This window comes from Zeimonas sediminis (genome assembly GCF_023721795.1).
GTDB lineage: Bacteria > Pseudomonadota > Gammaproteobacteria > Burkholderiales > Burkholderiaceae_E > Zeimonas > Zeimonas sediminis.
Map to the genome: position 1 here is coordinate 1,875,769 of NZ_JAMQYE010000001.1, position 22,281 is coordinate 1,898,049.

At 70.5% G+C, this 22,281-nt stretch carries 22 protein-coding genes; 14 read left to right on the plus strand and 8 right to left on the minus strand.

Annotated elements, in window-relative coordinates; translation table 11 throughout:
* The first annotated feature begins 10 nt into the window (after positions 1 to 10).
* Genes M6I34_RS08760 through M6I34_RS08770 form a run of 3 tightly spaced genes read left to right on the plus strand, consistent with a single transcriptional unit; the run spans position 11 to position 2,960 of the window.
* Positions 11 to 1,027, plus strand: coding sequence for an ABC transporter ATP-binding protein (locus M6I34_RS08760; protein WP_272485311.1), 1,017 nt, complete (start codon positions 11 to 13; stop codon positions 1,025 to 1,027).
* A complete protein-coding gene (locus tag M6I34_RS08765; RefSeq protein ID WP_272485312.1) occupies positions 1,024 to 1,761 on the plus strand; it encodes an aspartate/glutamate racemase family protein in 738 nt (245 codons plus the stop codon). The genes M6I34_RS08760 and M6I34_RS08765 overlap by 4 nt, the downstream gene beginning before the upstream one ends.
* 17 nt (positions 1,762 to 1,778) lie before the next feature.
* Positions 1,779 to 2,960: an amidase gene (locus M6I34_RS08770; RefSeq protein WP_418953503.1), complete on the plus strand. Its 1,182-nt coding sequence runs from the start codon at positions 1,779 to 1,781 to the stop codon at positions 2,958 to 2,960.
* Positions 2,961 to 2,978: 18 nt separating this feature from the next.
* On the opposite strand, the gene M6I34_RS08775 is transcribed toward M6I34_RS08770, so the two are convergent.
* The 3 genes from M6I34_RS08775 to M6I34_RS08785 are packed head-to-tail and all read right to left on the minus strand — an operon-like array spanning position 2,979 to position 6,305.
* Positions 2,979 to 3,665, minus strand: a complete 687-nt coding sequence (locus M6I34_RS08775; protein ID WP_272485313.1) for a phosphatase PAP2 family protein — start codon at positions 3,663 to 3,665, stop codon at positions 2,979 to 2,981.
* A complete protein-coding gene (locus M6I34_RS08780) occupies positions 3,662 to 5,068 on the minus strand; it encodes an FAD-binding oxidoreductase (RefSeq protein ID WP_272485314.1) in 1,407 nt (468 codons plus the stop codon). Before M6I34_RS08780 ends, M6I34_RS08775 begins: the two co-directional genes overlap by 4 nt.
* The gene (locus tag M6I34_RS08785) at positions 5,058 to 6,305 is read right to left on the minus strand and encodes an SAM-dependent methyltransferase (protein WP_272485315.1); all 1,248 of its coding nucleotides are present in this window, start codon (positions 6,303 to 6,305) and stop codon (positions 5,058 to 5,060) included. Before M6I34_RS08785 ends, M6I34_RS08780 begins: the two co-directional genes overlap by 11 nt.
* Positions 6,306 to 6,372: 67 nt before the next feature.
* On the opposite strand from M6I34_RS08785, the gene queA reads away from it, so the two are divergent.
* Positions 6,373 to 7,446, plus strand: a complete 1,074-nt coding sequence (gene queA, locus M6I34_RS08790; RefSeq protein ID WP_272485316.1) for a tRNA preQ1(34) S-adenosylmethionine ribosyltransferase-isomerase QueA — start codon at positions 6,373 to 6,375, stop codon at positions 7,444 to 7,446.
* A gap of 7 nt (positions 7,447 to 7,453) precedes the next feature.
* Positions 7,454 to 8,584, plus strand: a complete 1,131-nt coding sequence (gene tgt, locus M6I34_RS08795; protein ID WP_272485317.1) for a tRNA guanosine(34) transglycosylase Tgt — start codon at positions 7,454 to 7,456, stop codon at positions 8,582 to 8,584.
* 22 nt (positions 8,585 to 8,606) lie between these two features.
* Here tgt and M6I34_RS08800 read toward each other — a convergent pair whose 3' ends face one another.
* The gene (locus M6I34_RS08800) at positions 8,607 to 10,184 is read right to left on the minus strand and encodes a glycine betaine ABC transporter substrate-binding protein (RefSeq protein WP_272485318.1); all 1,578 of its coding nucleotides are present in this window, start codon (positions 10,182 to 10,184) and stop codon (positions 8,607 to 8,609) included.
* Between the two features lie 231 nt (positions 10,185 to 10,415).
* Here M6I34_RS08800 and yajC point away from each other — a divergent pair, with 231 nt between their 5' ends.
* Genes yajC through M6I34_RS08820 form a run of 4 tightly spaced genes read left to right on the plus strand, consistent with a single transcriptional unit; the run spans position 10,416 to position 14,319 of the window.
* The gene (yajC, locus tag M6I34_RS08805; protein ID WP_272485319.1) at positions 10,416 to 10,760 is read left to right on the plus strand and encodes a preprotein translocase subunit YajC; all 345 of its coding nucleotides are present in this window, start codon (positions 10,416 to 10,418) and stop codon (positions 10,758 to 10,760) included.
* A gap of 4 nt (positions 10,761 to 10,764) precedes the next feature.
* Positions 10,765 to 12,621 carry a protein translocase subunit SecD gene (gene secD, locus M6I34_RS08810; protein WP_272485320.1) on the plus strand — a complete coding sequence of 619 codons (1,857 nt, stop codon included), beginning with the start codon at positions 10,765 to 10,767 and terminating at the stop codon, positions 12,619 to 12,621.
* An 18-nt stretch (positions 12,622 to 12,639) separates the two neighbouring features.
* Entirely contained in the window at positions 12,640 to 13,584 is a 945-nt protein-coding gene (gene secF, locus M6I34_RS08815; protein WP_272485321.1) for a protein translocase subunit SecF, read from the plus strand.
* 42 nt (positions 13,585 to 13,626) lie between these two features.
* Positions 13,627 to 14,319: a cytochrome b/b6 domain-containing protein gene (locus M6I34_RS08820; protein ID WP_272485322.1), complete on the plus strand. Its 693-nt coding sequence runs from the start codon at positions 13,627 to 13,629 to the stop codon at positions 14,317 to 14,319.
* A 90-nt stretch (positions 14,320 to 14,409) separates the two neighbouring features.
* On the opposite strand, the gene M6I34_RS08825 is transcribed toward M6I34_RS08820, so the two are convergent.
* Both M6I34_RS08825 and purB read right to left on the minus strand, forming a co-directional pair.
* Positions 14,410 to 14,868 (minus strand): c-type cytochrome, encoded by a 459-nt coding sequence (locus M6I34_RS08825; RefSeq protein ID WP_272485323.1) that lies wholly within the window; start codon positions 14,866 to 14,868, stop codon positions 14,410 to 14,412.
* Between the two features lie 219 nt (positions 14,869 to 15,087).
* Positions 15,088 to 16,467 carry an adenylosuccinate lyase gene (purB, locus tag M6I34_RS08830; RefSeq protein WP_272485324.1) on the minus strand — a complete coding sequence of 460 codons (1,380 nt, stop codon included), beginning with the start codon at positions 16,465 to 16,467 and terminating at the stop codon, positions 15,088 to 15,090.
* 165 nt (positions 16,468 to 16,632) lie between these two features.
* On the opposite strand from purB, the gene M6I34_RS08835 reads away from it, so the two are divergent.
* A complete protein-coding gene (locus M6I34_RS08835) occupies positions 16,633 to 17,241 on the plus strand; it encodes a glutathione S-transferase N-terminal domain-containing protein (protein WP_272485325.1) in 609 nt (202 codons plus the stop codon).
* Between the two features lie 43 nt (positions 17,242 to 17,284).
* Here the strand turns inward: M6I34_RS08835 and mnmA are convergent, their stop codons facing one another.
* Together mnmA and M6I34_RS08845 are read right to left on the minus strand one after the other, a co-directional pair.
* Complete coding sequence (gene mnmA, locus M6I34_RS08840; RefSeq protein WP_272485326.1) at positions 17,285 to 18,421, minus strand: tRNA 2-thiouridine(34) synthase MnmA; 1,137 nt, start codon at positions 18,419 to 18,421, stop codon at positions 17,285 to 17,287.
* A gap of 43 nt (positions 18,422 to 18,464) precedes the next feature.
* On the minus strand, positions 18,465 to 18,938 hold the full coding sequence (locus M6I34_RS08845) for an NUDIX hydrolase (protein ID WP_272485327.1): 474 nt from the start codon (positions 18,936 to 18,938) through the stop codon (positions 18,465 to 18,467).
* A 147-nt stretch (positions 18,939 to 19,085) separates the two neighbouring features.
* Between M6I34_RS08845 and M6I34_RS08850 the strand changes: the two genes are divergently transcribed.
* The 4 genes from M6I34_RS08850 to M6I34_RS08865 all read left to right on the plus strand — a co-directional run bounded on the left by M6I34_RS08850 (position 19,086) and on the right by M6I34_RS08865 (position 22,279).
* On the plus strand, positions 19,086 to 20,201 hold the full coding sequence (locus M6I34_RS08850) for a Re/Si-specific NAD(P)(+) transhydrogenase subunit alpha (RefSeq protein ID WP_272485328.1): 1,116 nt from the start codon (positions 19,086 to 19,088) through the stop codon (positions 20,199 to 20,201).
* A gap of 76 nt (positions 20,202 to 20,277) precedes the next feature.
* The gene (locus M6I34_RS08855; protein ID WP_272485329.1) at positions 20,278 to 20,598 is read left to right on the plus strand and encodes an NAD(P) transhydrogenase subunit alpha part 2; all 321 of its coding nucleotides are present in this window, start codon (positions 20,278 to 20,280) and stop codon (positions 20,596 to 20,598) included.
* Positions 20,595 to 20,852 (plus strand): hypothetical protein, encoded by a 258-nt coding sequence (locus tag M6I34_RS08860; RefSeq protein ID WP_272485330.1) that lies wholly within the window; start codon positions 20,595 to 20,597, stop codon positions 20,850 to 20,852. Before M6I34_RS08855 ends, M6I34_RS08860 begins: the two co-directional genes overlap by 4 nt.
* Positions 20,849 to 22,279 (plus strand): NAD(P)(+) transhydrogenase (Re/Si-specific) subunit beta, encoded by a 1,431-nt coding sequence (locus M6I34_RS08865; protein ID WP_272485331.1) that lies wholly within the window; start codon positions 20,849 to 20,851, stop codon positions 22,277 to 22,279. Before M6I34_RS08860 ends, M6I34_RS08865 begins: the two co-directional genes overlap by 4 nt.
* The last annotated feature ends 2 nt before the right edge of the window (positions 22,280 to 22,281 follow it).

Below are 22,281 nucleotides of genomic sequence, written 5' to 3' on the forward strand. Positions count from 1 at the left end.
CCCGACATCGATGCCCAACTCCCCCCTGGTCAGTGTCCGCGGCCTGCAGGTCCTCTTCCAGGGCGGGCGGCGCCCCGTTCAGGCGGTCAACGGCGTGGACCTCGACGTGGCGCGCGGCCAGACCGTCGCGCTGATCGGGGAGTCCGGCTCCGGCAAGAGCGTCACGCTGCGCACCCTGCTCCGGCTTCACGACGCGAAGCGCACCCGGGTGACCGGCGAGATCCGGGTCGCCGGGCTCGACGTCCTGGGCCTGGACGGCCGGGCACTTGCCGATTACCGCGGCAAGGTCACCTCGATGATCTTCCAGGAGCCCCTGCTGGCCCTGGACCCGGTCTACACGGTCGGCAGCCAGATCGTCGAGAGCATCCGGCGACACGAGCGGGTTTCGGTGGCCGACGCGCGCCGGCGCGCCCTCGAGCTTTTCGAGCGCGTGCGCATCCCGAGCCCCGAGCGCCGCCTCGATGCCTACCCGCACGAGATGAGCGGCGGCATGCGCCAGCGCGCGATGATCGCGCTCGCGCTCGCCTGCCGGCCGCAGCTTCTGCTGGCCGACGAGCCGACCACCGCCCTGGACGCGACCGTGCAGATCCAGATCCTGCTGCTGCTCAGGGAGTTGCAGAAGGACCTCGGGCTGTCGATCGTCTTCGTGACGCACGACATCGGCGCTGCGATCGAGGTGGCCGACAGGATCGCCGTCATGTACGCGGGCAGGATCGTCGAGGAAGGCCCGGCGGCAGCGATCGTCCGCCAGCCCCGCCATCCGTACACGATCGCCCTGCTGCAGGGACGCGCGAGCAGTGGTGCAGGACACGGGCTCGCACGCGGTGCAAGGCTCCGGACGATCGGCGGCTCGCCGCCCGACCTGTCGGACCTGCCGCCGGGTTGCGCGTTCGCCGCGCGCTGCGCCTACGCGCAGGCCGAATGCCGGCAGGTTCGACCCGATCCGGTGCGGATCGCGGCCGATCACGGCGTGCGCTGCCTGCGCACCGACGCCACGCTCGACGCGATGGCAGGCGCGCACGGATGAAGATCGTCGTCGTCAACCCGAACACGACCGCGTCGATGACTCGCGCGATCGGCGAGACCGCCGCGCGGGTCGCCGCCGCCGGGACCGACATCGTGGCGGTCAACCCCGCCGACGGTCCGGCGTCGATCGAGGGCTTCTACGACGAGGCCTTCGCGGTGCCCGGGCTGTTGCGCGAGATCGCCCGCTTCGAGCGCGACGCGCCGGCCGATGCCTACGTGGTCGCCTGCTTCGACGACACCGGCCTCGAAGCCGCGCGCTGCCTCGCGCGCGCGCCGGTCGTCGGCATCGGCGAGGCCGCGTTCCACATGGCCTCGCTGCTCGCCGCCCGCTTCAGCGTCATCACCACGCTCGGTCGCTCGGTGGTGGCCCTCGAGCACAACCTGTCGAAGTACGGCCTGTCGAGTCGCTGCGCCCGGGTTCGCGCCGCCGAAGTTCCGGTTCTGTCGCTCGAGCAGCCCGGATCGCCGGCCCGCGCGCGAATCGACGCCGAGATCGCCCGCGCGCTGTCCGAGGACCGCGCCGAGGCGATCGTGCTGGGCTGCGCGGGCATGACATCGCTGGCGGCCTCGCTGTCGACGACCCACGGCGTTCCGGTGCTCGACGGCGTCGCCGCCGCAGTGAAACTCGCCGAGGGCCTGGCCGCGCTGGGACTACGGACCTCCAAGGCCTGCAGCTATGCGCCGCCGCTGGCGAAGACCTTCGACGGGGTTTTCGCAGGCGATGCGCCCCGCTGAATAGAGGAGAGGCCACGATGCTGCTGCCCGAGGATCCCGCCCACGCCTTCGTACCGTACCCGGCGGTGCCGGTGCCCCATGCCGGCGGAGGGCCGCTTGCCGGGCTGAGCTTCGCGGCGAAGGACCTGTTCGACGTCGCGGGATATCCGACCGGGGGCGGTTGCCCTACCGTGCTGGCCATGTCGGGCATCAAGACGAACAGCGCGCCGATCGTGCAGAGACTGCTCGACGCCGGCGCGCGATTCGTCGGCAAGACCCATACCGACGAACTCGCCTTCAGCATGAACGGCCGGAACGCCCACTTCGGCACGCCGCGCAACGGCGGCGCACCGGAGCGGATCCCGGGCGGCTCGTCGAGCGGCTCGGCATCGGCGGTCAGCAATGCGCTCTGCGACTTCGCGCTGGGCACCGACACCGGGGGCTCGGTCCGCGCCCCCGCCAGCCACTGTGGCCTTTTCGGCATTCGCCCGACGCACGGCAGGGTGCCCCTGGAGGCTTGTCTCGATCTCTCGCCCAGCCTCGATACCTGCGGCTTCTTCACCCGGGATGCCGGGACCTTCGCGCGGGTCGCCGATGTGATCCTCGGCCCGGACCCGGCGCCGCTGCCGCGCGTGGTTCGACTGCTGCGGCCCGACGATGTCTGGCACCTGCTCGCACCCGAAGCGAGGGCGGCGCTCGAGCCGGCCCTCGCCCGCGTCGAGCAGGCCCTCGGCGAGGCGGCCCCCTGCAGGGTCGCGCGCGACGGATTCGACACGATGTACTGGAACTTCCGCTACATCCAGGGTCGCGAGGCCTGGGTGGCCGACGGACCGATGATCGATCGCCACGCGCCGCCGCTCGGGCCGGGGGTGGCCGAGCGATTCGAGTGGTCCAGGCGCGTCACCGACGCGCAGTTCGACGGAGCAACGGACTTCCGCAAGGCATTCTCGGCACAGCTCTCCGGCCTGCTCGGCGCCGACGGCATACTGGTCATGCCGACCATGCCCGACGTTGCGCCGCTGCTGTCGGCCGACGAGAGCCGCCTCGAGGACTATCGCAACGCCGCGATCCGGATGCTCTGCATCGCCGGGCTGGCCGGCTTCCCGCAGGTATCGATGCCGCTCGCGCGCCGGCTCGGCGCGCCGCTCAGCCTCTCCCTGCTCGGCCCGGCCGGCAGCGACCGCTCGCTCGTCGCGCTGGTCGAGCGTATCGCGGGTTGACCGCGAATCGGCCACGCATCACGCATTTCTCGTCGAGTCCGGGCCTGCGCAATCTCGTGCGGCAGGCCGGGCGCCGTCGACGGAAGAAGCTGGCCATTCGCCCATGACCAGCGTGCAAAGCACGAGCCAGGCGAGCCCCTCGGCAACGCCCGCGACCACGTCGGTCGGATAGTGCGCACCCAGCACGACGCGGCTGGCCGCCACGGCCAGCACCATCGCGACCGCGACGGCGGCGACCGTCGCGCGGACGGCCCTGTTCCTGGCCCGGCAGGCGAGGAGGACCACGATCGCGCCGTACAGCAGCGTGACGTTGGCGGCATGCCCGCTCGGGAACGCATAGTCGCCGACGCGCGGGGCCAGCGCGTCGAAGCTCGGCCGGGCCCGCTCGAACGCGTGCTTGAGCAGCGCGTTCAGCGCGGCGCCGCCGACCACCACGGCCAGCAGCCATCCGGTGGCGCGGAGTTCGCGCCGCCACGCGAGCGCGAGCGCCAGCACGCCGGCCGCACCCATGACCCACGGCGCGGCATGCGCCGCCGAAAGCGCCTCGAGCCAGCCCGTCCCGGCCGGCCCGACCGCGGCTCGCGCCCAGGCGATGAGCCGCAACTCCGCGGCGGCGAAGGGCGCGCCCAGCGCCACGTACGACGCGAGCGCGGCCAGCACCGTGGCCGCGACCGCGAACACCACGAGCGCGCCGCTCCGACTCATGCCCGCAGCACACACTTCTCGTACAAGCCGAGCATGCGGCCCTGCGGGTCGTAGCGCGCCTTGAGCGCCGCGTAGTCGCGCGTGCCGTAGGCCCGATCGAACTCCTCGCGCGTGAAGAAGCTGTCCGAATACAGCGACTTGATGCCGCCCAGCCGCATCACCTCGCGCTCGACCAGCCGGTTGAAGTGGCCGGCCTCGCGCGGCGCATCGGTCTCGACGACGTCCCAGAACCCGAAGTTCACGTAGCGCACGCCGGGCTCGAGCGGGTACAGCGCGTGCCGGTGCGCGCCGTCCGCCGGCCGGATCGGGCAGGTCCACACCGGCAGGATGCCGATCTCGCGCAGCAGGAAATCGAGGAACTCGCCGGCCCGGTCCAGCGGGACGTCGACGTCCTGTATCACCGACTCGGTGAAGCGCCCGCGCAGCCGGGCCAGGCCGCGTGTGAGCCCCAGCCGCGAATTGAGCCGCATCACCCTCGTGTAGAAGCGCGAATTCAGGCGCTTGCGGCCGAGCAGTCGCCGCACGATCGGGTTCTGCGCGCCGAGGTTCCTCGAGCACCAGAACCAGTCGGTGTCCCAGCGCCAGATGTAGTCGTGCGTGCTCAGGTAGTCGGTGTCGCGCGCGCGCAGCGAGCGCCAGTAGATCCGCTCGTAGCCGTAGTCGCTGGTCCAGGGCGCCTCGTCGACGAAGCGGCCGACACTGAGCACCGCCTCCTTGCCCGAGAAGACGACCCCGTCGACGAAATCGGCGTCGCCCTCGCATTGCCGGGCCAGGTCATCGAAGAAGGCGACCGGCGTCGGGTGCCGGCGGTGCTCGACCCGCACGAAGGGACGGACCGGGATCGTCCTCAGCTTGAGCCGGATCGCGTAGCCGAGCGTGCCGTAAGAGTTCGGGAAGCCGAAGAACAGGTCGCGGTGCTCGTTGTCCGGCGAGCAGGCGACGATGCGGCCGTCTGGCAGCAGCACGTCGAAGTCGAGCAGCGTATCGTGCACCAGCCCCTGCCGGAACGAGGTGGCCTCGATGCCGACCCCGGCCGCCGCGCCGCCCGCGGTGATCGTCTTCAGCTGCGGCACCACCGCCGGCATCACGCCGTGCGGCAGCGTTGCGTCGACCAGCGCCTCGTAGCGGATCGTCCCCTCGACGTCGACCCAGCCGGCCGCCGGATCGATCCCGAGAACGTTCGTGAACTCGCCCAGGTCGAGCCGTCGCTTCGGCCCGGCTGCGCGGTCGCGAAACAGATTGGACGTGCGCTTCGACAGGCCCAGCGGCGCCGCCTGTCCGGCGCCGTCCCCTCGAAGGTCGGCGAGGACCCGGGCCAGGCGCGCCTGGTGCGCCTGGCGGGCCGGCTGCCCCAATCGTGCCTCGTGCGCCGCGCCGCCGGCGGCCATCGGCTCAGTGCCCATGCCCGCTCCCTTGCGCCTCGCCCTCGCCCGCATAGAGGAAGCCGCGCCCCATGGGATAGTTCTCGCGCGTGACGTTGCCCTTGCTGAACACGATCTGGAACAGGTGCGTGTAGCCGGCGGGCGAGCGGAACATCTCGGCACAGCCGATCAGGTAGGTCAGCCAGATTCGCCGGAAGCGCTCGTCGAAGCGCCCGGGATCCAGCGCCCGGATCGCCTCCCAGTTCCGCTGGAAGCGCTCGGCCCAAGCGTCCAGCGTCGGGGCATAGTGCCGGCGCAGGTTCTCGATGTCGACGATCTCCAGCCCGCAGCGCTCCATCTCGACGAGCACCTCGGCCAGCGACGGGATCCAGCCGCCCGGGAAGACGTGCTTGCGGATGAAGAGCTCGGTGTCGTAGCGACCCACGTGGCCGATGAAGTGCAGCATGCCGAGCCCACCCGGCTTCAGGAAGCCTGCGTGCGCGCGAACCACATCGGCCAGCTGGTCTCGCCCGGCATGCTCGAGCACGCCGATCGACACGACCTTGTCGTACTGCGCGTCGACCTCGCGGAAGTCGGCCTCGCGCACCGCGAGCCGGTCCTGCAGGCCGCGCCGGTCGATCTCGCCGCGCAGCCAGTCCACCTGCTCGGTGGTCGTGTTCACGCCCACGCCGGTGGCGCCGGTGGTCTCGGCGGCTCGGAACATGAAGCCGCCGAAGCCGCAGCCGATGTCGACGAAGCGTTCGCCGGCCTCGAGCCGGATCTTGCGGCAGACGTGGTCGATCTTGTTGCGCTGCGCCTGCTCCAGCGTGGCGGTGCCCTCCGGCCAGTAGCCGCAGGTGTACATCATCAGCGGATCGTCGAGCCAGAGCCGGTAGAAGTCCGTGCCCAGCCCGTAGTGCGCGCGGGCGTTCGCCCTGGCGCGCGCCGGATCGCGGTTCGACGTCCGCCACTCGAGCAGGTCGTTCTCGACCTTGGTGACCGCATGGGACTCCAGTTGCTCGAAACCGGTCATCCCGGCGGCGAACAGCGCGCCCAGGTCGCCTTCGACGTCGATCTTCCCGTCGAACCAGGCCTCGAGCAGCCCGATGTGACCGCGGGTGAAGGCCGCGACGAGCGCGGCCTCGCCGCGCAGCACGATCGAGAAGCGCGGCTCGCCGGCGCCGGTGCGGTGGCGGGCGCCGTCCGGCATGACCACTTCGAAGGGCGTGCCGGTCCGCTCGCCGATCGAATCGACGACCCCCTGGATCGAAAGTCGCATCGGTTCTCCTCCGTGCGGCAAGGCCGCTGCCTCAATCCTGCCTCCCGAGCCCATAGAATTCCAGCCCATGCGACTTTCCGACTTCGATTTCGAGCTGCCCGAGGCGCTGATCGCCCAGCATCCCCCGCCCGAGCGCGGCGCCTCGCGGCTGATGGTGGTGCGCGGCGACGCCCTGGAAGACCGCCGTTTCGCCGAGCTGCCCTCGCTGCTGGCGCCCGGCGACCTGATGGTGTTCAACGACACCCGGGTGATCCGCGCGCGGCTGTTCGGCACCAAGGACACCGGCGGGCGGATCGAGGCGCTGGTCGAGCGGGTCACCGGGCCGCACGAGGCGATCGCGATGCTGCGCGCGAGCAAGCCGCCGAAGCCGGGAAGCCGGATCGCCTGGCGCAGCGGCGGCGCCGAGGTGATAGGCCGGGCCGACGAGTTCTGGCAGCTGCGCTTCGACGACCCGGTCATGGAGGTGCTCGAGCGCGAGGGCCGGCTGCCGCTGCCGCCCTACATCACCCACGCCCCCGGCGAAGAGGACGAGCGGCGCTACCAGACGGTGTACGCCCGCGAGGCCGGCTCGGTGGCCGCGCCGACCGCGGGCCTGCACTTCGACGACGCGATGCTCGCCCGGCTGCGGGAGAGCGGCGTGCGGATCGAGTGGGTGACGCTCCACGTGGGCGCCGGCACCTTCCAGCCGGTCCGGGTCGAGGACCTTTCGCAGCACCGGATGCACGCCGAGCGCTACGAGGTTCCCGAGGCCACCGCGCGCGCGATCGCCGAGACCCGCGCGGCCGGCGGCCGGATCCTGGCGGTCGGCACCACCTCGCTGCGCACGCTCGAGGGCGTGGCCGCCGCGCACCACGGCGAGGTGGTCGCCGGCTCGGGCGAGACGCGCCTGTTCGTTACGCCCGGCTTCCGCTTCCGGGTCGTGGACCTGCTGCTCACCAACTTCCACCTGCCGAAGTCCACGCTGCTGATGCTGGTGTCGGCCTTCGCCGGCGTCGAGGAGATCCGGCGGGCCTACGCGCACGCGATCGGGCAGCGCTACCGCTTCTTCAGCTACGGTGACGCGATGCTGCTCGAGCGCAGGCGCGGAGACGCCGGGCCGGCCGCCGCGCCCGTCGGGGAGGCGCCTGCCGAACCGCTATGATCCGCCGATGCTGAAATACGAACTGCTGGCCACCGACGGGCTGGCCCGGCGCGGCCGGATCACGCTGAACCACGGCGTCGTCGAGACGCCGATCTTCATGCCGGTCGGCACCTACGGCGCGGTCAAGGCGATGTCGCCGCGCGAGCTCGACGAGGTCGGCGCCCAGATCATCCTGGGCAACACCTTCCACCTGTGGCTGAGGCCGGGGCTCGATGTCTTCGCGAAGTTCGGCGGCCTGCACCGGTTCAACGGCTGGAACCGGCCGATCCTGACCGACTCCGGTGGTTTCCAGGTCTGGAGCCTGGGCGAACTGCGCAAGATCACCGAGGAAGGCGTGCGCTTCGCCTCGCCGGTCAACGGCGACAGGCTGATGCTGACGCCCGAGGAGTCGATGCGGATCCAGCGCGCGCTCGACTCCGACATCGCGATGATCTTCGACGAGTGCACGCCCTACGAGACCGGCGGCGTGCCGACCGGCCACGACGAGGCCGCCGCGTCGATGCGGCTGAGCCTGCGCTGGGCGCGCCGCTCGCGCGACGAGTTCGACCGGCTGCAGAATCCGAACGCGCTGTTCGGCATCGTGCAGGGCGGCATGTACGAGCCGCTGCGCGACGAGTCGCTGGCGGGCCTGGTCGACATCGGCTTCCACGGCTACGCGATCGGCGGCCTGTCGGTCGGCGAGCCGAAGGAAGAGATGCTGCGGATCCTGTCGCACACCGCGCCGCGCCTGCCCGCCGACAAGCCGCGCTACCTGATGGGCGTGGGCACGCCGGAAGACCTGGTCGCCGGCGTGGCCGCCGGCATCGACATGTTCGACTGCGTGATGCCGACCCGCAACGCGCGCAACGGATGGCTGTTCACCCGATTCGGCGACCTGCGGCTGCGCAACGCCCGCCATCGCGAGGACACCCGCCCGATCGACGAGACCTGCGCCTGCCACGCCTGCGCGAACTTCTCGCGGGCCTACGTGCACCACCTGCAGAAGGTCAACGAGATCCTCGGCGCCCGGCTGGCGACGATCCACAACCTGCACTACTACCTGATGCTGATGGGCGAGATGCGCGAAGCGATCGCCGAAGGGCGCTTCGAGGCCTGGCGCGCCGGCTTTCACCGCGACCGGGCGCGCGGCATCGACTGAACGTCGCCGGCGCCCGCGCGGCTCATCGGCCCGTGGCGCGGGACCAGCGCGACGCGCGCCGTTCGAGCAGCGCGAAGCCTCCCTCGACCAGGAAGGCGAGCGCGGCCGAGGGCAACGCCCCGGCGAGCAGCAGGCGGTGGTCGTTCAGCGCCAGCCCGGTCGCGATCCGTTCGCCGAATCCGCCCGCGCCGATGAAGGCGGCGATCGTCGCGGTGCCCACGCTTATGACGGCGGCGGTCCGGATGCCCGCCAGCAGCGTCGGCAGCGCGATCGGCAGGTCGACGAGCAGGATCCGCTGGCCGGGCCGAAGGCCGAGCGCGCTCGCAGCCTCGCGCAGTGCGACCGGCACCTGCGCGACGCCCACGCAGGTGTTTCGAACCACCGGCAGCAGCGCGTACGCAAACAGCGCGACGAGCGCCGGCAGCGTGCCGATCGCGCCGATGGCCGAGATCAGCAGGGCCAACAGCGCGAGCGAAGGGATCGTCTGCAGCGCGCCGACCCCCGCGAGCAAGGCCGCCCCGAAGCGCGGCCTGAACGCGGCCGCCACGCCGGCGGGCACCCCGACCGCCACCGCGCAGAGCACCGACACCAGGACCAGCGCGACGTGCTGGCGCGCGAGCCGCCAGAAGTCGTCGGCGAACAGGGCCTGCCACAGGCCCCCTCGTCCCGTGTCTACCCCCTTGCCTTCCCCCGTGTCTGCCCCCTTGCCTGCCCCCGTTTCGGCCCCCGCCCCGGCGCCGCCCGACACCCCGCTCTCGGCAGCCACGAAGGCCGCCGCGATTTCGTCGAAGGATCGTCCCCGCAGCTCGGCGGCTGCGTTGAGCTCGATCATCCGCCGCTCGTCGATCCTTCCGGCGAGCCGCTCGAGCGCGCGCCAGGCCTCGGGAAAGCGCGCCGGCACGTCGGCACGGTGCAGGATCAACGCGTCGTAGCGCGGGAAGTAGCCCAGCTCGTCGCGCAGCACGACGAGACCGTAGCGGCCGATCTTCGCGTCGGTCGAGTAGACGTCGGTCAGGTCGATCGAGCCGGCGGCGAGCGCCTCGTAGGCGAGGCCGTGGTCGAGGCCGGCCGGCCGTTGCGGCAGGCGGTAGCGGTCCCTGAGGCCGGCCCAGCCATCGGCGCGACCCAGGAACTCGTGCGACAAGCCGAAGCGCAGGCCCGGGTGTGCGGCGAGCGCGCCGATCGAATCGAGCCGGAGCGCCGCGGCCGTTTCGGCGCGGACCGCGAGCGCATAGCTGTTGTTGAAGCCGAAGGGGACCGACGCCACCAGGCCCAGCGGCGCCAGCTCGCGGTTGACGGCCTCGAGCGAGCCGGTCGCCACGGGCCGCTTCAGGATCTCCAGCTCGATCGTGCCCAGGTATTCCGGGTAGAGGTCGATGCTGCCGGCGCGCAGCGCCTCGAACAGGATCGCCGTGTTGCCCATGCCGGGCAGGTGCTCGACCTCGGCGCGCCCCGCCGCGGTGGCGGCCAGGATGCCGGCGAGCACATAGGATTCGGTGAAGCGCTTGGAGCCGATCCGAAGTGCGTCGCCGGCGCTCGCCGGAACCGCGATCGACAGTCCGCCCAGGATCGCCAGCGCAACTGCCAGTCGCCAAAGCATCGAATCGCCCCCTCGGCCGTCTTGCGGCGCCCTTTGCATCGGTCCGCGCGAGGAGAATAATTGGCGATCGGCTTCGCGCGCAAAGCGCCCCGCCTCCGCCAGAGTCTCGCCTGAGCCCTTCGCCGCGGCGCCCGGGACCGGCGCCGCAGCCGGCCTCCGCGGGCGATTGCGCCTGCAAGGGCGCCGGAAAGCGGCGGGTATAATCCCGCGTTCGCTAAAAGGGAGACTTTCGTGTTCATTTCAACGGCTTACGCACAGGCTGCAGGCGGTTCCACCGAGCAGCTGGTCGGCTTCCTGCCGATCATCCTGATGTTCGTGGTGCTGTACTTCCTGATGATCCGGCCCCAGATGAAGCGCGCCAAGGAGCACAAGGCGATGCTCGAGGCCCTGAAGAAGGGCGACGAGGTGATCACCGCCGGCGGCGTGGTCGGTCGCATCACCAAGGTCGGCGAGGGCTACGTGACCCTCGAGGTCGCGCGCAGCGAAGGCAAGGGCGGCGACGCCGCGATCGAGATGCACTTCCAGAAATCGGCCGTGCAGACGCTGCTGCCCAACGGCACGATCAAGGCGATCTGAGCGCATGAACCGATACCCGGTCTGGAAATACGCGATCCTGGCGATCGCGGTCGTATTCGGCCTGCTCTACACGCTGCCGAACTTCTTCGGCGAGGCGCCGGCGATCCAGGTCTCCAGCGGCAAGGCCACGGTCCGGCTCGAGCCGGCCATGGCGGGCCGGGTCGAATCGGCGCTTCGCGGGGCCGGGATCGAGCACACCGGGCTGTTCGTCGACGCGAACTCGGTCAAGGTGCGCTTCCGCGACACCGACACGCAACTCAAGGCCAAGGACGTCGTCAGCGGCGCGCTGAACCCGGACCCGGCCGACCCGACCTGGATCGTCGCGCTGAACCTGCTGTCGAACTCGCCCAACTGGCTGACCAGCATCGGCGCGCTGCCGATGTACCTGGGCCTCGACCTGCGCGGCGGCGTGCACTTCCTGCTGCAGGTCGACATGAAGGAAGCGCTCAGCAAGCGGGTCGACGCCACGGTCGGCGACCTGCGCACGCTGATGCGCGACCGCAACATCCGCCACGCCGGCATCGCGCGGGTGGGCGACAACGTCGAGATCCGCTTCCGCGACGCCCAGGCCCGCGACCGGGCGCGCACCCTGATCACCGACAGCCTGCCGGACCTGGCCGCGGTCGACGCAGGCGAGGCCGACGCGCTGAAGCTGGTCGCTTCGTTCCGCCCCGAGGCCGCCCGCCGCATCCAGGACAGCGCGCTCAAGCAGAACATCACCACGCTCAGCAACCGGATCAACGAACTCGGCGTGGCCGAGCCGGTCATCCAGCAGCAGGGCGCGGACCGCGTCGTCGTGCAGCTGCCGGGCGTGCAGGACACCGCGAAGGCCAAGGACATCCTCGGCCGCACGGCCACGCTCGAGGTCCGCATGGTCTGCGAGTCGCCCGAGGAGCTGGCCGCGCTGAACGCCGGCACGGTTCCCTTCGGCTGCGAGCGCTACAGCGAGCGCGGCGGCCGGCCGATCCTGGTGCGCCGCCAGGTCATCCTGACCGGCGAGAACCTGAACGACGCGCAGGCGGGCTTCGACTCGCAGACGCAGGAACCGGCGGTCCACCTGAACCTCGACGCCAAGGGCGCCCGGATCTTCCGCGACGTGACCCGCGAGAACGTCGGCAAGCGGATGGCGATCCTGCTGTTCGAGAAGGGCAAGGGCGAGGTCGTGACCGCCCCGGTGATCCGCTCCGAGATCGGCGGCGGACGCGTGCAGATCAGCGGCCAGATGAACACGCAGGAGGCCAACGACGTCGCTCTGCTTCTGCGCGCCGGCTCGCTCGCCGCGCCGATGGAGATCATCGAGGAGCGCACGATCGGGCCCAGCCTGGGCGCCGAGAACATCGCGAAGGGCTTCCTGTCCACCGTCTGGGGCTTCGTGGCGGTGGCGGTGTTCATGTCGCTGTACTACATGCTGTTCGGCCTGATCTCGTCGATCGCGCTGTCGGTCAACCTGTTGCTGCTGGTCGCCCTGCTGTCGCTGCTGCAGGCCACGCTGACGCTGCCGGGCATCGCGGCGATGGCGCTGGCGCTGGGCATGGCGATCGACGCCAACGTGCTGATCAACGAGCGCGTGCGCGAGGAGCTTCGCAGCGGCGCCACGCCGCAGGCGGCGATCGCCGCAGGCTACGACCGCGCGTGGGCCACCATCCTCGACTCGAACATCACCACGCTGATCGCCGGCGTCGCGCTGCTCGTGTTCGGCTCGGGCCCGGTGCGCGGCTTCGCGGTCGTGCACTGCCTGGGCATCCTGACCTCGATGTTCTCGGCGGTCTTCTTCTCGCGCGGCCTGGTCAACCTCTGGTACGGCGGGCGGCGCAAGCTGGCGAAGATCTCGATCGGCCAGGTCTGGAAACCGACTACCTGAAAACCGGCGGCAGAGACCATGGAATTCTTCCGGATCAAGCGCGACATCCCGTTCATGCGGCACGCGCTGCTGCTGAACGCGATCTCGATCGCGACCTTCCTGCTGGCGGTGTTCTTCCTCGCCACCCGGGGCCTCAACCTGTCGATCGAGTTCACCGGCGGCACGGTCATGGAGGTGTCCACGCAACAGGCGGCACAGCTCGAGGACATGCGCGGGGCGATCGGCGGGCTCGGGTACGCCGACGCGCAGGTGCAGAACTTCGGCACTTCCCGCGACGTGATGATCCGCCTGCCGTTGAAGGACGGCAGCAACGCGGCCGCCACGAAGCAGAGCGAGCAGGTGATGCAGGCCCTGAAGGGCGTGGACCCTTCCGCGGAGCTGCGCCGGGTCGAGTTCGTCGGCCCGCAGATCGGCGAGGAGCTGTTCACCGACGGCGCGATGGCGCTGCTGTTCGTGATCGTCGGCATCATGATCTACCTGGCGATCCGCTTCGAGTGGAAGTTCTCGATCGCGGCGATCGTCGCCAACCTGCACGACGTCGTCATCATCCTGGGCTTCTTCGCCTTCTTCCAGTGGGAGTTCTCGCTGTCGGTGCTGGCGGCGGTGCTGGCGGTGCTCGGCTACTCGGTCAACGAGTCGGTGGTCATCTTCGACCGGATCCGCGAGTACTTCCGCAAGATCCGCAAGGCCGAGCCGCGCGAGATCATCGACAAGGCGATCACCAGCACGATCTCGCGCACGATCATCACCCACGGATCGACCCAGATCGTCGTGCTGTCGATGCTGATCTTCGGCGGCCCGACGCTGCACTACTTCGCGCTGGCGCTCACGATCGGCATCCTGTTCGGCATCTACTCGTCGGTCTTCGTGGCCGCCGCGGTCGCGATGTGGCTCGGCATCCGGCGCGAGGACCTGGTCAAGCCGCAGAAGAAGAAGGACGACGGGCAGCCCGAGCTGCCCTGAGCCGGCGCGACCGGCCTTCGACCCGCAAGGCTTTCACGCGCGATGCAGGCCCCGAACAGCCAGCCCGGAAGGACCGCGACGGCCCGTGTGTGGGACCTCCCCACCCGCCTGTTCCACTGGAGCCTCGCCGCCTGCATCGTCGGCTCGCTGGTGTCGGTGAACCTGGGCGGCAACGCGGTCGCCTGGCATTTCCGCTTCGGCTACGCGATCCTGGCGCTGCTGCTGTTCCGGCTGGCCTGGGGCTTCGTGGGCCCGCGCTACGCGCGCTTCTCGTCCTTCCCGCCGAATCCGATGGCCGCGCTGCGCTACCTGCGCGGCGCCGAGGCCCCCGCGGCCGGCCACAGCCCGCTCGGCGCGCTGTCGGTCTACGCGCTGCTGCTGTCGCTCGCCTTCCAGGCCGGCACCGGGCTGTTCGCCAACGACGCGATCATGTGGGACGGGCCGCTGCGCAACCTGGTGTCGAACGCCAGCAGCGACTTCATCACGAAGCTGCACAAGCTCAATCGGATCGTGCTGCTGTCGCTGATCCTGCTGCACCTGTGCGCGATCGCCTTCTACGCACTGAAGCGCCGCCGTTCGCTGGTGAAGCCGATGATCGTGGGCGACGCCGAGCTGCCCGCCGAGATCGCCGCCGGCGCGGCGGCGGCCGACGGTTGGCGCGAGCGGCTGCTCGCGCTGGCGGTGCTCGCCGCCGCGGCGGCGATCGTGTGGGCAGTGGTCACGCTGCTGCCCTGAGCGCGGGCGACGGCCCGTCGGCAGGTCGCCTGGCCGGCCCTCTTGCCGGCACTGCTGCCGGCCCCGTTGCCGGGACCGGCGGTGCCGCGGTCACTGCGCGCGATACTTGTCGTGACAGGCCTTGCAGGAGGCGCCGGTCGCGCCGAGCTGCTTGCGCAACGTTTCCAGGCTGCCGGCCGACTCGGGCAGCTTGGCGGTCTCGCCCATCAGACGGTCCTGCAGCGACTTGAAGTCGGCCGCGTTCTTCCAGGGATCGCCCTTCACGTTGGCGAAGCCGCCGTCCGAGCCCGGCGTGAACGCTTCCCAAGGGAGCTTCGACATCGTCGCGATCAGCTGCGCCGAGGCCTGCGCGGCAGCGGCATCGAAAGGCTTCTCGCCCTTCGCCATCGCCGACAGGCGGCCCATGTGGTTGGCCATCACGGTGAAGGCCGACTGGCGATAGTCGATCGCGTCCTCGGCCTTGGCGAACTGGGCGAGCGCCGGCGTGGCGACGAGAGCGCCGCCGGCAAGGGCGGCGGCGGTTGCGAATGCTGCGAGCTTCCGGTGCATGAACGAGGTCTCCTGCGAAGGCATCGGTGGGAACCGGCCCGACGATCGGGGCCAGCCGACGGAGGGGTGCCGCGCCGCGCGCACGCCCCTCGCCTGCACGCAAACGCGCGCAGCACGCCGATTATTCCCTACAAGGCTTATCCCCGTGTCCCGGTCGGAATCCGGGTCATTGGCGGGACAGCGCCCCGCCCCGCATCGGTGCCACCGGGGCCGCCCGGCTCAGGCGCGCCGCGCGAGCTCCGCGGCCTTGCCGACGTAGGAGGCCGGCGTCATCGCCTTCAGCCGGGCCTTCGCGTCGTCGGGGATCGCCAGACGGTCAACGAAGGCGGCCAGGTCGGCCGCGGTGATCCGCTTGCCGCGGGTCAGCTCCTTCAGCTGCTCGTACGGGTTCTCGACGCCGTAGCGACGCATCACCGTCTGGATCGGCTCGGCGAGCACCTCCCAGTTCGCGTCGAGGTCGGCCGCCATGCGCTGCCCATCGACCTCGAGCTTGCCCAGCCCGCGCCGGCAGGCGTCCCAGGCGAGCAGCGAATAGCCGAGCGCCACGCCCATGTTGCGCAGCACGGTGGAGTCGGTCAGGTCGCGCTGCCAGCGCGACACCGGCAGCTTGGCCGACAGGTGGCCGAGCAGCGCGTTCGCCAGCCCGAGGTTGCCTTCCGAGTTCTCGAAGTCGATCGGGTTGACCTTGTGCGGCATCGTCGACGAGCCGATCTCGCCGGCCTTGGTGCGCTGGCGGAAGTAGCCGAAGGCGATGTAGCCCCAGACGTCGCGATCGAAGTCGAGCAGCACCGTGTTCAGCCGGGCGATCGCGTCGAACAGCTCAGCCATCCAGTCGTGCGGCTCGATCTGGATCGTGTACGGGTTGAAGGACAGGCCCAGCGACTCGACGACGCCCCGGCAGAAGCCCTCCCAGTCGAAGTCGGGCCAGGCCGAGAGGTGCGCGTTGTAGTTGCCGACCGCGCCGTTTAGCTTGGCCAGCGGCTGCACGCGCTCGAGCGCGGCGATCGCGCGCTCCAGGCGCGCCAGCACGTTGGCGACCTCCTTGCCCAGCGTGGTCGGCGACGCCGGCTGGCCGTGGGTGCGCGAGAGCATCGGGACCGCGGCGTGCTCGTGCGCCATGGCCCGCAGCGTGGCGGCGATCTCGCGCGCGGCGGGCAGCAGCACCTCGTCGCGCGCCGCCTTCAGCATCAGCGCATGCGAGGTGTTGTTGATGTCCTCGGAGGTGCAGGCGAAGTGGATGAACTCGGAGGCCGCCACGAGCTCGGGATGCTCGCGCACCGAATCCTTCAGGAAGTACTCGACCGCCTTCACGTCGTGGTTCGTGACCCGCTCGATCTCCTTGATCCGGGCCGCGTGCGAGGCGTCGAAGCGCTCGACGAGCGCGCGCAGGAAGTCGCGCGAACCCTGCGAGAACGGGGGCAGCTCGCCGAAGCCCGCGTCGGACAACGCGATCAGCCACTCGACCTCGACCTTCACCCGGTGGCGCATGAAGCCGGCCTCGGACATCAGCGCGCGAAGCGGCCCCATCCGCGAGGCGTAGCGGCCGTCGAGCGGCGACAGCGCGGTCAGTTCGGAGAGTTCGGTCAGCGAGGCGTTCATGGCGGTAACCGGTGCCGGGCGGAAAACCCTCGATCCTAGCATTCGCCCGCGAACCGGCGGATTCCCGGGGCAGCCAGCGGCCGGCGCCGGCGGCGTTTCCGGGCCGATCCGCAGGCAGGCCGTTTGCTATACTGCCCTCCGCCCTCAACCTCCGGCGGTTGCCAGATGAAGCTCCTCGGATCGAATACGAGCCCTTACGTTCGCAAGGTCCGCGTCGTCATGGCCGAGAAGAAGATCGAGGCGCAATACGAGCTGGTCGACGTCAACGCCCCCGACTCGCCGATCAACGACTCCAACCCGCTGGGCAAGATCCCCTGCCTGATCATGGACGACGGCGGCGCCGTGTTCGACTCGCGGGTCATCGTCGAATACCTCGACAACCTCACCCCGGTCCACCGCCTGATCCCGCCCAACGGACGCTCCCGCGTCGAGGTCCGTACCTGGGAGGCTCTGGCCGACGGCCTGCTCGATGCCGCGCTGCTGGTGCGTGCCGAGCAGACCCAGCGCGCCGAGGGCCAGCGCAGCCCCGCCGTGATCGCCCGCCAGATGGGCAAGATCGAGCGCGCGCTCGCCGCGATGTCCGCCGGTCTCGCCGACAAGCCCTGGTGCGCCGACGGCAAGTACTCGCTGGCCGACATCGCGGTAGGCTGCGCGCTGGGCTACCTGGACTTCCGCTTCCCGCAGCTCGGCTGGCGCGCGCAGTTCTCGAACCTCTCCGCGCACGCGGACAAGCTGTTCGCGCGCCCCAGCTTCGCCGACACCCGCCCGGCCTGAACGCCCGAATCAATCTGCTGCGCGGCCTGCGCAGCGCGGCGAATCACGCCTCGGCGTCGGCCGCGGCGATGATGCCGCCCCCCAGGCAGACCTCGCCCCGGTAGAGCACCGCGCTCTGACCCGGCGTGACCGCCCACTGCGGCGACGCGAAGCGCAGGCGGAAACGGTCGGCGTCCGCCCGCTCGAACGCGCAAGGCGCGTCGGTCTGCCGGTAGCGGGTCTTGGCGCCCAGCCTGCCGTCGTCGACCGGAGGCTCGCCGGCGATCCAGCTGGCGCTGTCGGCCTGCAGCCCGTCGCTCATCAGCCAGGGGTGATCGTGCCCCTGCACGACCACCAGCGTGTTGCGCGCGAGGTCCTTGCGCGCGACGAACCAGGGCTCGCCGCTGCCCTCGCGAAGGCCGCCCACGCCCAGCCCCTTGCGCTGCCCGAGCGTGTAGAAGGACAGGCCGACGTGCTCGCCGACGACCCTGCCCTCGTCGGTGACGATCGGGCCGGGCTGCGTGGGCAGGTAGCGGTTCAGGAACTCGCGGAACGGCCGCTCGCCGATGAAGCAGATGCCCGTGGAGTCCTTCTTCGCCGCGTTCGGCAGGCCGATCCGGCGCGCGATCTCGCGCACCTCGCGCTTGTGCAGGTGGCCGATCGGGAACATGGCGCGCGAGAGCTGCGCCTGGCTGAGCCGGTGCAGGAAGTAGCTCTGGTCCTTTCCCGGGTCGACGCCGCGCAGCAGCTCGAAGCGGCCGTCGGCTTCGCGGACCCGCGCGTAGTGGCCGGTGGCGATCCGCTCGGCGCCCAGCGCGATCGCATGGTCCAGAAAGGCCTTGAACTTGATCTCGGCATTGCACAGCACGTCGGGGTTCGGCGTGCGGCCGGCGGAATATTCCCGCAGGAACTCGGCGAAGACCCGGTCCTTGTACTCGGCGGCGAAGTTCACCGCCTCGAGCTCGACGCCGACCACGTCGGCGGCGCTGGCCGCGTCGATCAGGTCCTGCCGCGTGGAGCAGTATTCGCCGTCGTCGTCGTCCTCCCAGTTCTTCATGAACAGGCCGATCACCTCCCAGCCCTGCTGCTTGAGCAGCCAGGCGGTGACCGAGGAGTCGACGCCGCCGGACATGCCGACGACGACGCGACCGCGCGAGCCGGGGGCAGGCCCGGCAGCGCCGGAAGCGATATCGGAGGCCATTTCGGCGGCTCGTGGCTCGGAGGTTCTCGCCCTGCTCAGCGGCTCAGCGCAGGCAGGACGGGTCGGTGTGGATCAGCTCGAGCGGGAAGCGCCGGCCGGCCAGCCAGTCGTCCACCGTGCGCATGACCAGCGGGCTGCGGTGGCGGTCGCCCGCCGCGCGCAGCTCGTCGGGGCTCAGCCAAAGCGTGCGGACGATGCCGGCGTCGAGCGCCCGGCCCGGCTCCTCGGCGAGCAGCCGGCAGTCGAAGGCGAAGCGCAGGTAGCTGACGTCGATGCCCAGCGCCGGACGATGGAAGCGGGTCATGTAGACGCCGACCAGCGCGCGCGGCTCGACGCGGCAGGCGGTCTCTTCGAGCGCCTCGCGGGCGACCGCCTGCGGCAGCGACTCGCCGGGGTCGAGATGGCCGGCGGGCTGGTTCAGGCGCAGGCCGTCGGGGGTCTCTTCCTCGACGAGAAGGAAGCGGCCGTCGCGCTCGACGACGGCGGCGACCGTGGTGCTGGGCTTCCAGATGCTCATGCCGCGAGGATACCGCAGCCCGCGCGGCGCCGGCCGGGCAACTGTCCCGGCCGTGATATAAAGAAAGGTTGATGAGCCCTCTGGGCTTCTTCCTTTCCAGGAACAGGATCGTCTGGGCCCCCTGCCGGGCCCGCCAACGGAGGGTGCATGCGCATCGGCATTCCCGCGGAAACCCGGGCCGGAGAGACCCGGGTCGCCGCCACGGCGGAAACCGTCAAGAAACTCGTGGCTGCCGGCCACCAGGTCGTCGTCGAGCGCAACGCCGGCGTGCGCGCCAGCCAGACCGACGACGCGTACGCCGCCGCCGGCGCCTCGATCGGCAGCGCATCCGACGCGCTCGGCGCCGAACTGGTGCTGAAGGTTCGCGCGCCCGGCGAGCAGGAGCTCGCCGCCATGCAGCGCGGCGCCGCGCTGGTCGGCATGCTGAACCCCTTCGATCGCGAAGGGCTCGAGCGCCTGGCCGCCGCCGGGCTCACCGCGTTCGCGCTCGAGGCGGCCCCCCGCACCACCCGCGCGCAGAGCATGGACGTGCTCTCGTCGCAGGCCAACATCGCCGGCTACAAGGCGGTGCTGCTCGCGGCCAACGTCTACCAGCGCTTCTTCCCGATGATGATGACCGCCGCGGGCACCGCCAAGGCGGCCCGCGTGGTGATCCTCGGCGCCGGCGTCGCCGGCCTGCAGGCGATCGCCACCGCCAAGCGCCTCGGCGCCGTCATCGAGGCCTCCGACGTGCGGCCGGCGGTCAAGGAGCAGGTCGAGTCGCTGGGCGCCAAGTTCATCGACGTGCCCTTCGAGACCGAGGAAGAGCGCGAGATCGCCCAGGGCGTGGGCGGTTACGCCCGGCCGATGCCCGAGAGCTGGATGAAGCGCCAGGCCGCGCTGGTGGCCGAACGGATCCGCCAGGCCGACATCGTCATCACCACCGCGCTGATCCCGGGCCGCAAGGCGCCGGTGCTGGTCACCGAGGAGATGGTCAAGTCGATGAAGCCCGGCTCGGTCATCGTCGACATGGCGGTCGAGCAGGGCGGCAACTGCCCGCTGTCCGAGGCCGGGCGCACCGTCGTCAAGCACGGCGTTTCGCTGGTCGGCGAGACCAACCTGCCGGCGATGGTCGCGGCCGACGCCTCCGCGCTGTATGCGCGCAACGTGTTCGACTTCCTGAAGCTGATCGTCACGAAGGAAGGCGCGCTGAGCGTCGACATGGCCGACGACATCGTCGCCGCCTGCCTGATGACCCGCGACGGCCAGCTGTTGCGCCAGTGACCCCGCAGGGCGGCCGGCCGCGCGCGAAGCGCGCATGGCCGGACGCCGCAGACGAGCACTTCACCGAGGACATCCGATGGAAGCCATCTCCCCCACCATCGTCAACCTGATCATCTTCGTGCTGGCGATCTACGTCGGCTACCACGTGGTCTGGAACGTCACGCCGGCGCTCCACACGCCGCTGATGGCGGTCACCAACGCGATCTCCGCGATCGTCATCGTCGGCGCGATGCTCGCCGCCGCGCTGACCGAGACCGGGCTCGGCAAGACCATGGGCGTGCTGGCGGTGGCGCTCGCCGCGGTCAACGTCTTCGGCGGCTTCCTGGTCACGCGCCGGATGCTCGAGATGTTCAGGAAGAAAGAGCCCAAGGCCAAGGCGGAAGCCTCGAAGGCATGACCCGCAACGGCTTCATCCTGCTGATGCTCACGACGGTCGTGGCGATCTTCATCGGCGCCGAGATCGCCGAGCGCTACACCGACGAAGGCTTCGGCCGCACCCTGATGGTCGGCGCGATCGCCGCGGCGATCGTGTTCCCCGTTTCCTGGCTGGCCGAGAAGTTCGGCCTGGTCAAGGGAAAGTTCGATCCCTCCAAGCTCGGAGCGCCGCGTGACGGCGATGGCCGCGATGCGCGCGGCGGAGACCAAAAATGAGCCTGAATCTCGTCGTACTCCTCTACCTCGTCGCATCGGTCTGCTTCATCCAGGCGCTGAAGGGCCTGTCGCACCCGACCACCTCGCGGCTTGGCAACACCTTCGGCATGGTCGGCATGGCGATCGCGGTGCTCACCACGATCGCCCTGATCGTCGAGCTCTCCGGCGAGGCCGGCGCGCTCGGGCTCGGCTGGGTGATCCTCGGCGTGGCGATCGGCGGCACCGCGGGCACGATCATGGCCAAGCGGGTCGAGATGACCAAGATGCCCGAGCTGGTCGCTTTCATGCACTCGATGATCGGCCTGGCCGCGGTGTTCATCGCGATCGCCGCGGTGGCCGAGCCCTGGGCCTTCGGCATCGCCGAGAAGGGCCAGCCGATCCCGCTGGGCAACCGGCTCGAGCTGTTCATCGGCACCTTCGTCGGCGCGATCACCTTCTCGGGCTCGGTGATCGCCTTCGGCAAGCTGTCGGGCAAGTACAAGTTCCGGCTGTTCCAGGGCGCGCCGGTGGTCTTCGCCGGCCAGCACATGCTGAACCTGGCGCTGGCGCTGGCCATGCTCGGCTTCGGCCTGTGGTTCTTCCTGACCCAGCAGTGGACGCCGTTCTGGATCATGACGATCCTGGCCTTCGTGCTGGGCGTGCTGATCATCATCCCGATCGGCGGCGCCGACATGCCGGTGGTGGTGTCGATGCTGAACAGCTACTCGGGCTGGGCGGCGGCCGGCATCGGCTTCTCGCTGAACAACAGCATGCTGATCATCGCCGGCTCTCTGGTCGGCTCGTCGGGCGCGATCCTGTCGTACATCATGTGCAAGGCGATGAACCGGTCGTTCTTCAACGTGATCCTCGGCGGCTTCGGCGGCGATGCCGGCGCGGCCGCCGCGGGCGGCGCGGCCGAGCAGCGCCCGGTCAAGTCGGGCTCGGCCGACGACGCGGCCTTCCTGCTCGGCAACGCGGACAGCGTGATCATCGTGCCGGGCTATGGCCTGGCAGTGGCGCGCGCCCAGCATCCGCTGAAGGAGCTGACCGACAAGCTGATCGAGCGCGGCATCTCGGTGAAGTACGCGATCCACCCGGTGGCGGGCCGCATGCCCGGTCACATGAACGTGCTGCTGGCCGAGGCCGAGGTGCCCTACGACCAGGTCTTCGAGATGGAGGACATCAACAGCGAGTTCGGCGACACCGACGTGGTGCTGGTGCTCGGCGCCAACGACGTGGTGAACCCGGCCGCCAAGGACCCGAAGTCGCCGATCGCCGGCATGCCGATCCTCGAGGCCTACAAGGCCCGCCAGGTCATCGTGAACAAGCGCTCGATGGCCTCCGGTTACGCGGGTCTGGACAACGAGCTGTTCTACATGGACAAGACGATGATGGTCTTCGGCGACGCGAAGAAGGTCGTCGAGGACATGGTCAAGGCGATCGAGTGACC

Excerpts from the sequence above, each read along its gene's own strand:
- mnmA (WP_272485326.1), bottom strand. The coding sequence starts at position 18,421 with ATGGCCTCCGATATCGCTTCCGGCGCTGCCGGGCCTGCCCCCGGCTCG.
- M6I34_RS08820 (WP_272485322.1), top strand. The coding sequence starts at position 13,627 with ATGCAGGCCCCGAACAGCCAGCCCGGAAGGACCGCGACGGCCCGTGTG.
- M6I34_RS08825 (WP_272485323.1), bottom strand. The coding sequence starts at position 14,868 with ATGCACCGGAAGCTCGCAGCATTCGCAACCGCCGCCGCCCTTGCCGGC.
- M6I34_RS08800 (WP_272485318.1), bottom strand. The coding sequence starts at position 10,184 with ATGCTTTGGCGACTGGCAGTTGCGCTGGCGATCCTGGGCGGACTGTCG.
- M6I34_RS08845 (WP_272485327.1), bottom strand. The coding sequence starts at position 18,938 with ATGAGCATCTGGAAGCCCAGCACCACGGTCGCCGCCGTCGTCGAGCGC.
- secF (WP_272485321.1), top strand. The coding sequence starts at position 12,640 with ATGGAATTCTTCCGGATCAAGCGCGACATCCCGTTCATGCGGCACGCG.
- M6I34_RS08770 (WP_418953503.1), top strand. The coding sequence starts at position 1,779 with ATGCTGCTGCCCGAGGATCCCGCCCACGCCTTCGTACCGTACCCGGCG.
- M6I34_RS08760 (WP_272485311.1), top strand. The coding sequence starts at position 11 with ATGCCCAACTCCCCCCTGGTCAGTGTCCGCGGCCTGCAGGTCCTCTTC.
- M6I34_RS08780 (WP_272485314.1), bottom strand. The coding sequence starts at position 5,068 with ATGGGCACTGAGCCGATGGCCGCCGGCGGCGCGGCGCACGAGGCACGA.
- M6I34_RS08785 (WP_272485315.1), bottom strand. The coding sequence starts at position 6,305 with ATGCGACTTTCGATCCAGGGGGTCGTCGATTCGATCGGCGAGCGGACC.
- M6I34_RS08850 (WP_272485328.1), top strand. The coding sequence starts at position 19,086 with ATGCGCATCGGCATTCCCGCGGAAACCCGGGCCGGAGAGACCCGGGTC.
- M6I34_RS08765 (WP_272485312.1), top strand. The coding sequence starts at position 1,024 with ATGAAGATCGTCGTCGTCAACCCGAACACGACCGCGTCGATGACTCGC.
- purB (WP_272485324.1), bottom strand. The coding sequence starts at position 16,467 with ATGAACGCCTCGCTGACCGAACTCTCCGAACTGACCGCGCTGTCGCCG.
- M6I34_RS08860 (WP_272485330.1), top strand. The coding sequence starts at position 20,595 with ATGACCCGCAACGGCTTCATCCTGCTGATGCTCACGACGGTCGTGGCG.
- secD (WP_272485320.1), top strand. The coding sequence starts at position 10,765 with ATGAACCGATACCCGGTCTGGAAATACGCGATCCTGGCGATCGCGGTC.
- M6I34_RS08865 (WP_272485331.1), top strand. The coding sequence starts at position 20,849 with ATGAGCCTGAATCTCGTCGTACTCCTCTACCTCGTCGCATCGGTCTGC.
- M6I34_RS08775 (WP_272485313.1), bottom strand. The coding sequence starts at position 3,665 with ATGAGTCGGAGCGGCGCGCTCGTGGTGTTCGCGGTCGCGGCCACGGTG.
- M6I34_RS08835 (WP_272485325.1), top strand. The coding sequence starts at position 16,633 with ATGAAGCTCCTCGGATCGAATACGAGCCCTTACGTTCGCAAGGTCCGC.
- tgt (WP_272485317.1), top strand. The coding sequence starts at position 7,454 with ATGCTGAAATACGAACTGCTGGCCACCGACGGGCTGGCCCGGCGCGGC.
- M6I34_RS08855 (WP_272485329.1), top strand. The coding sequence starts at position 20,278 with ATGGAAGCCATCTCCCCCACCATCGTCAACCTGATCATCTTCGTGCTG.
- queA (WP_272485316.1), top strand. The coding sequence starts at position 6,373 with ATGCGACTTTCCGACTTCGATTTCGAGCTGCCCGAGGCGCTGATCGCC.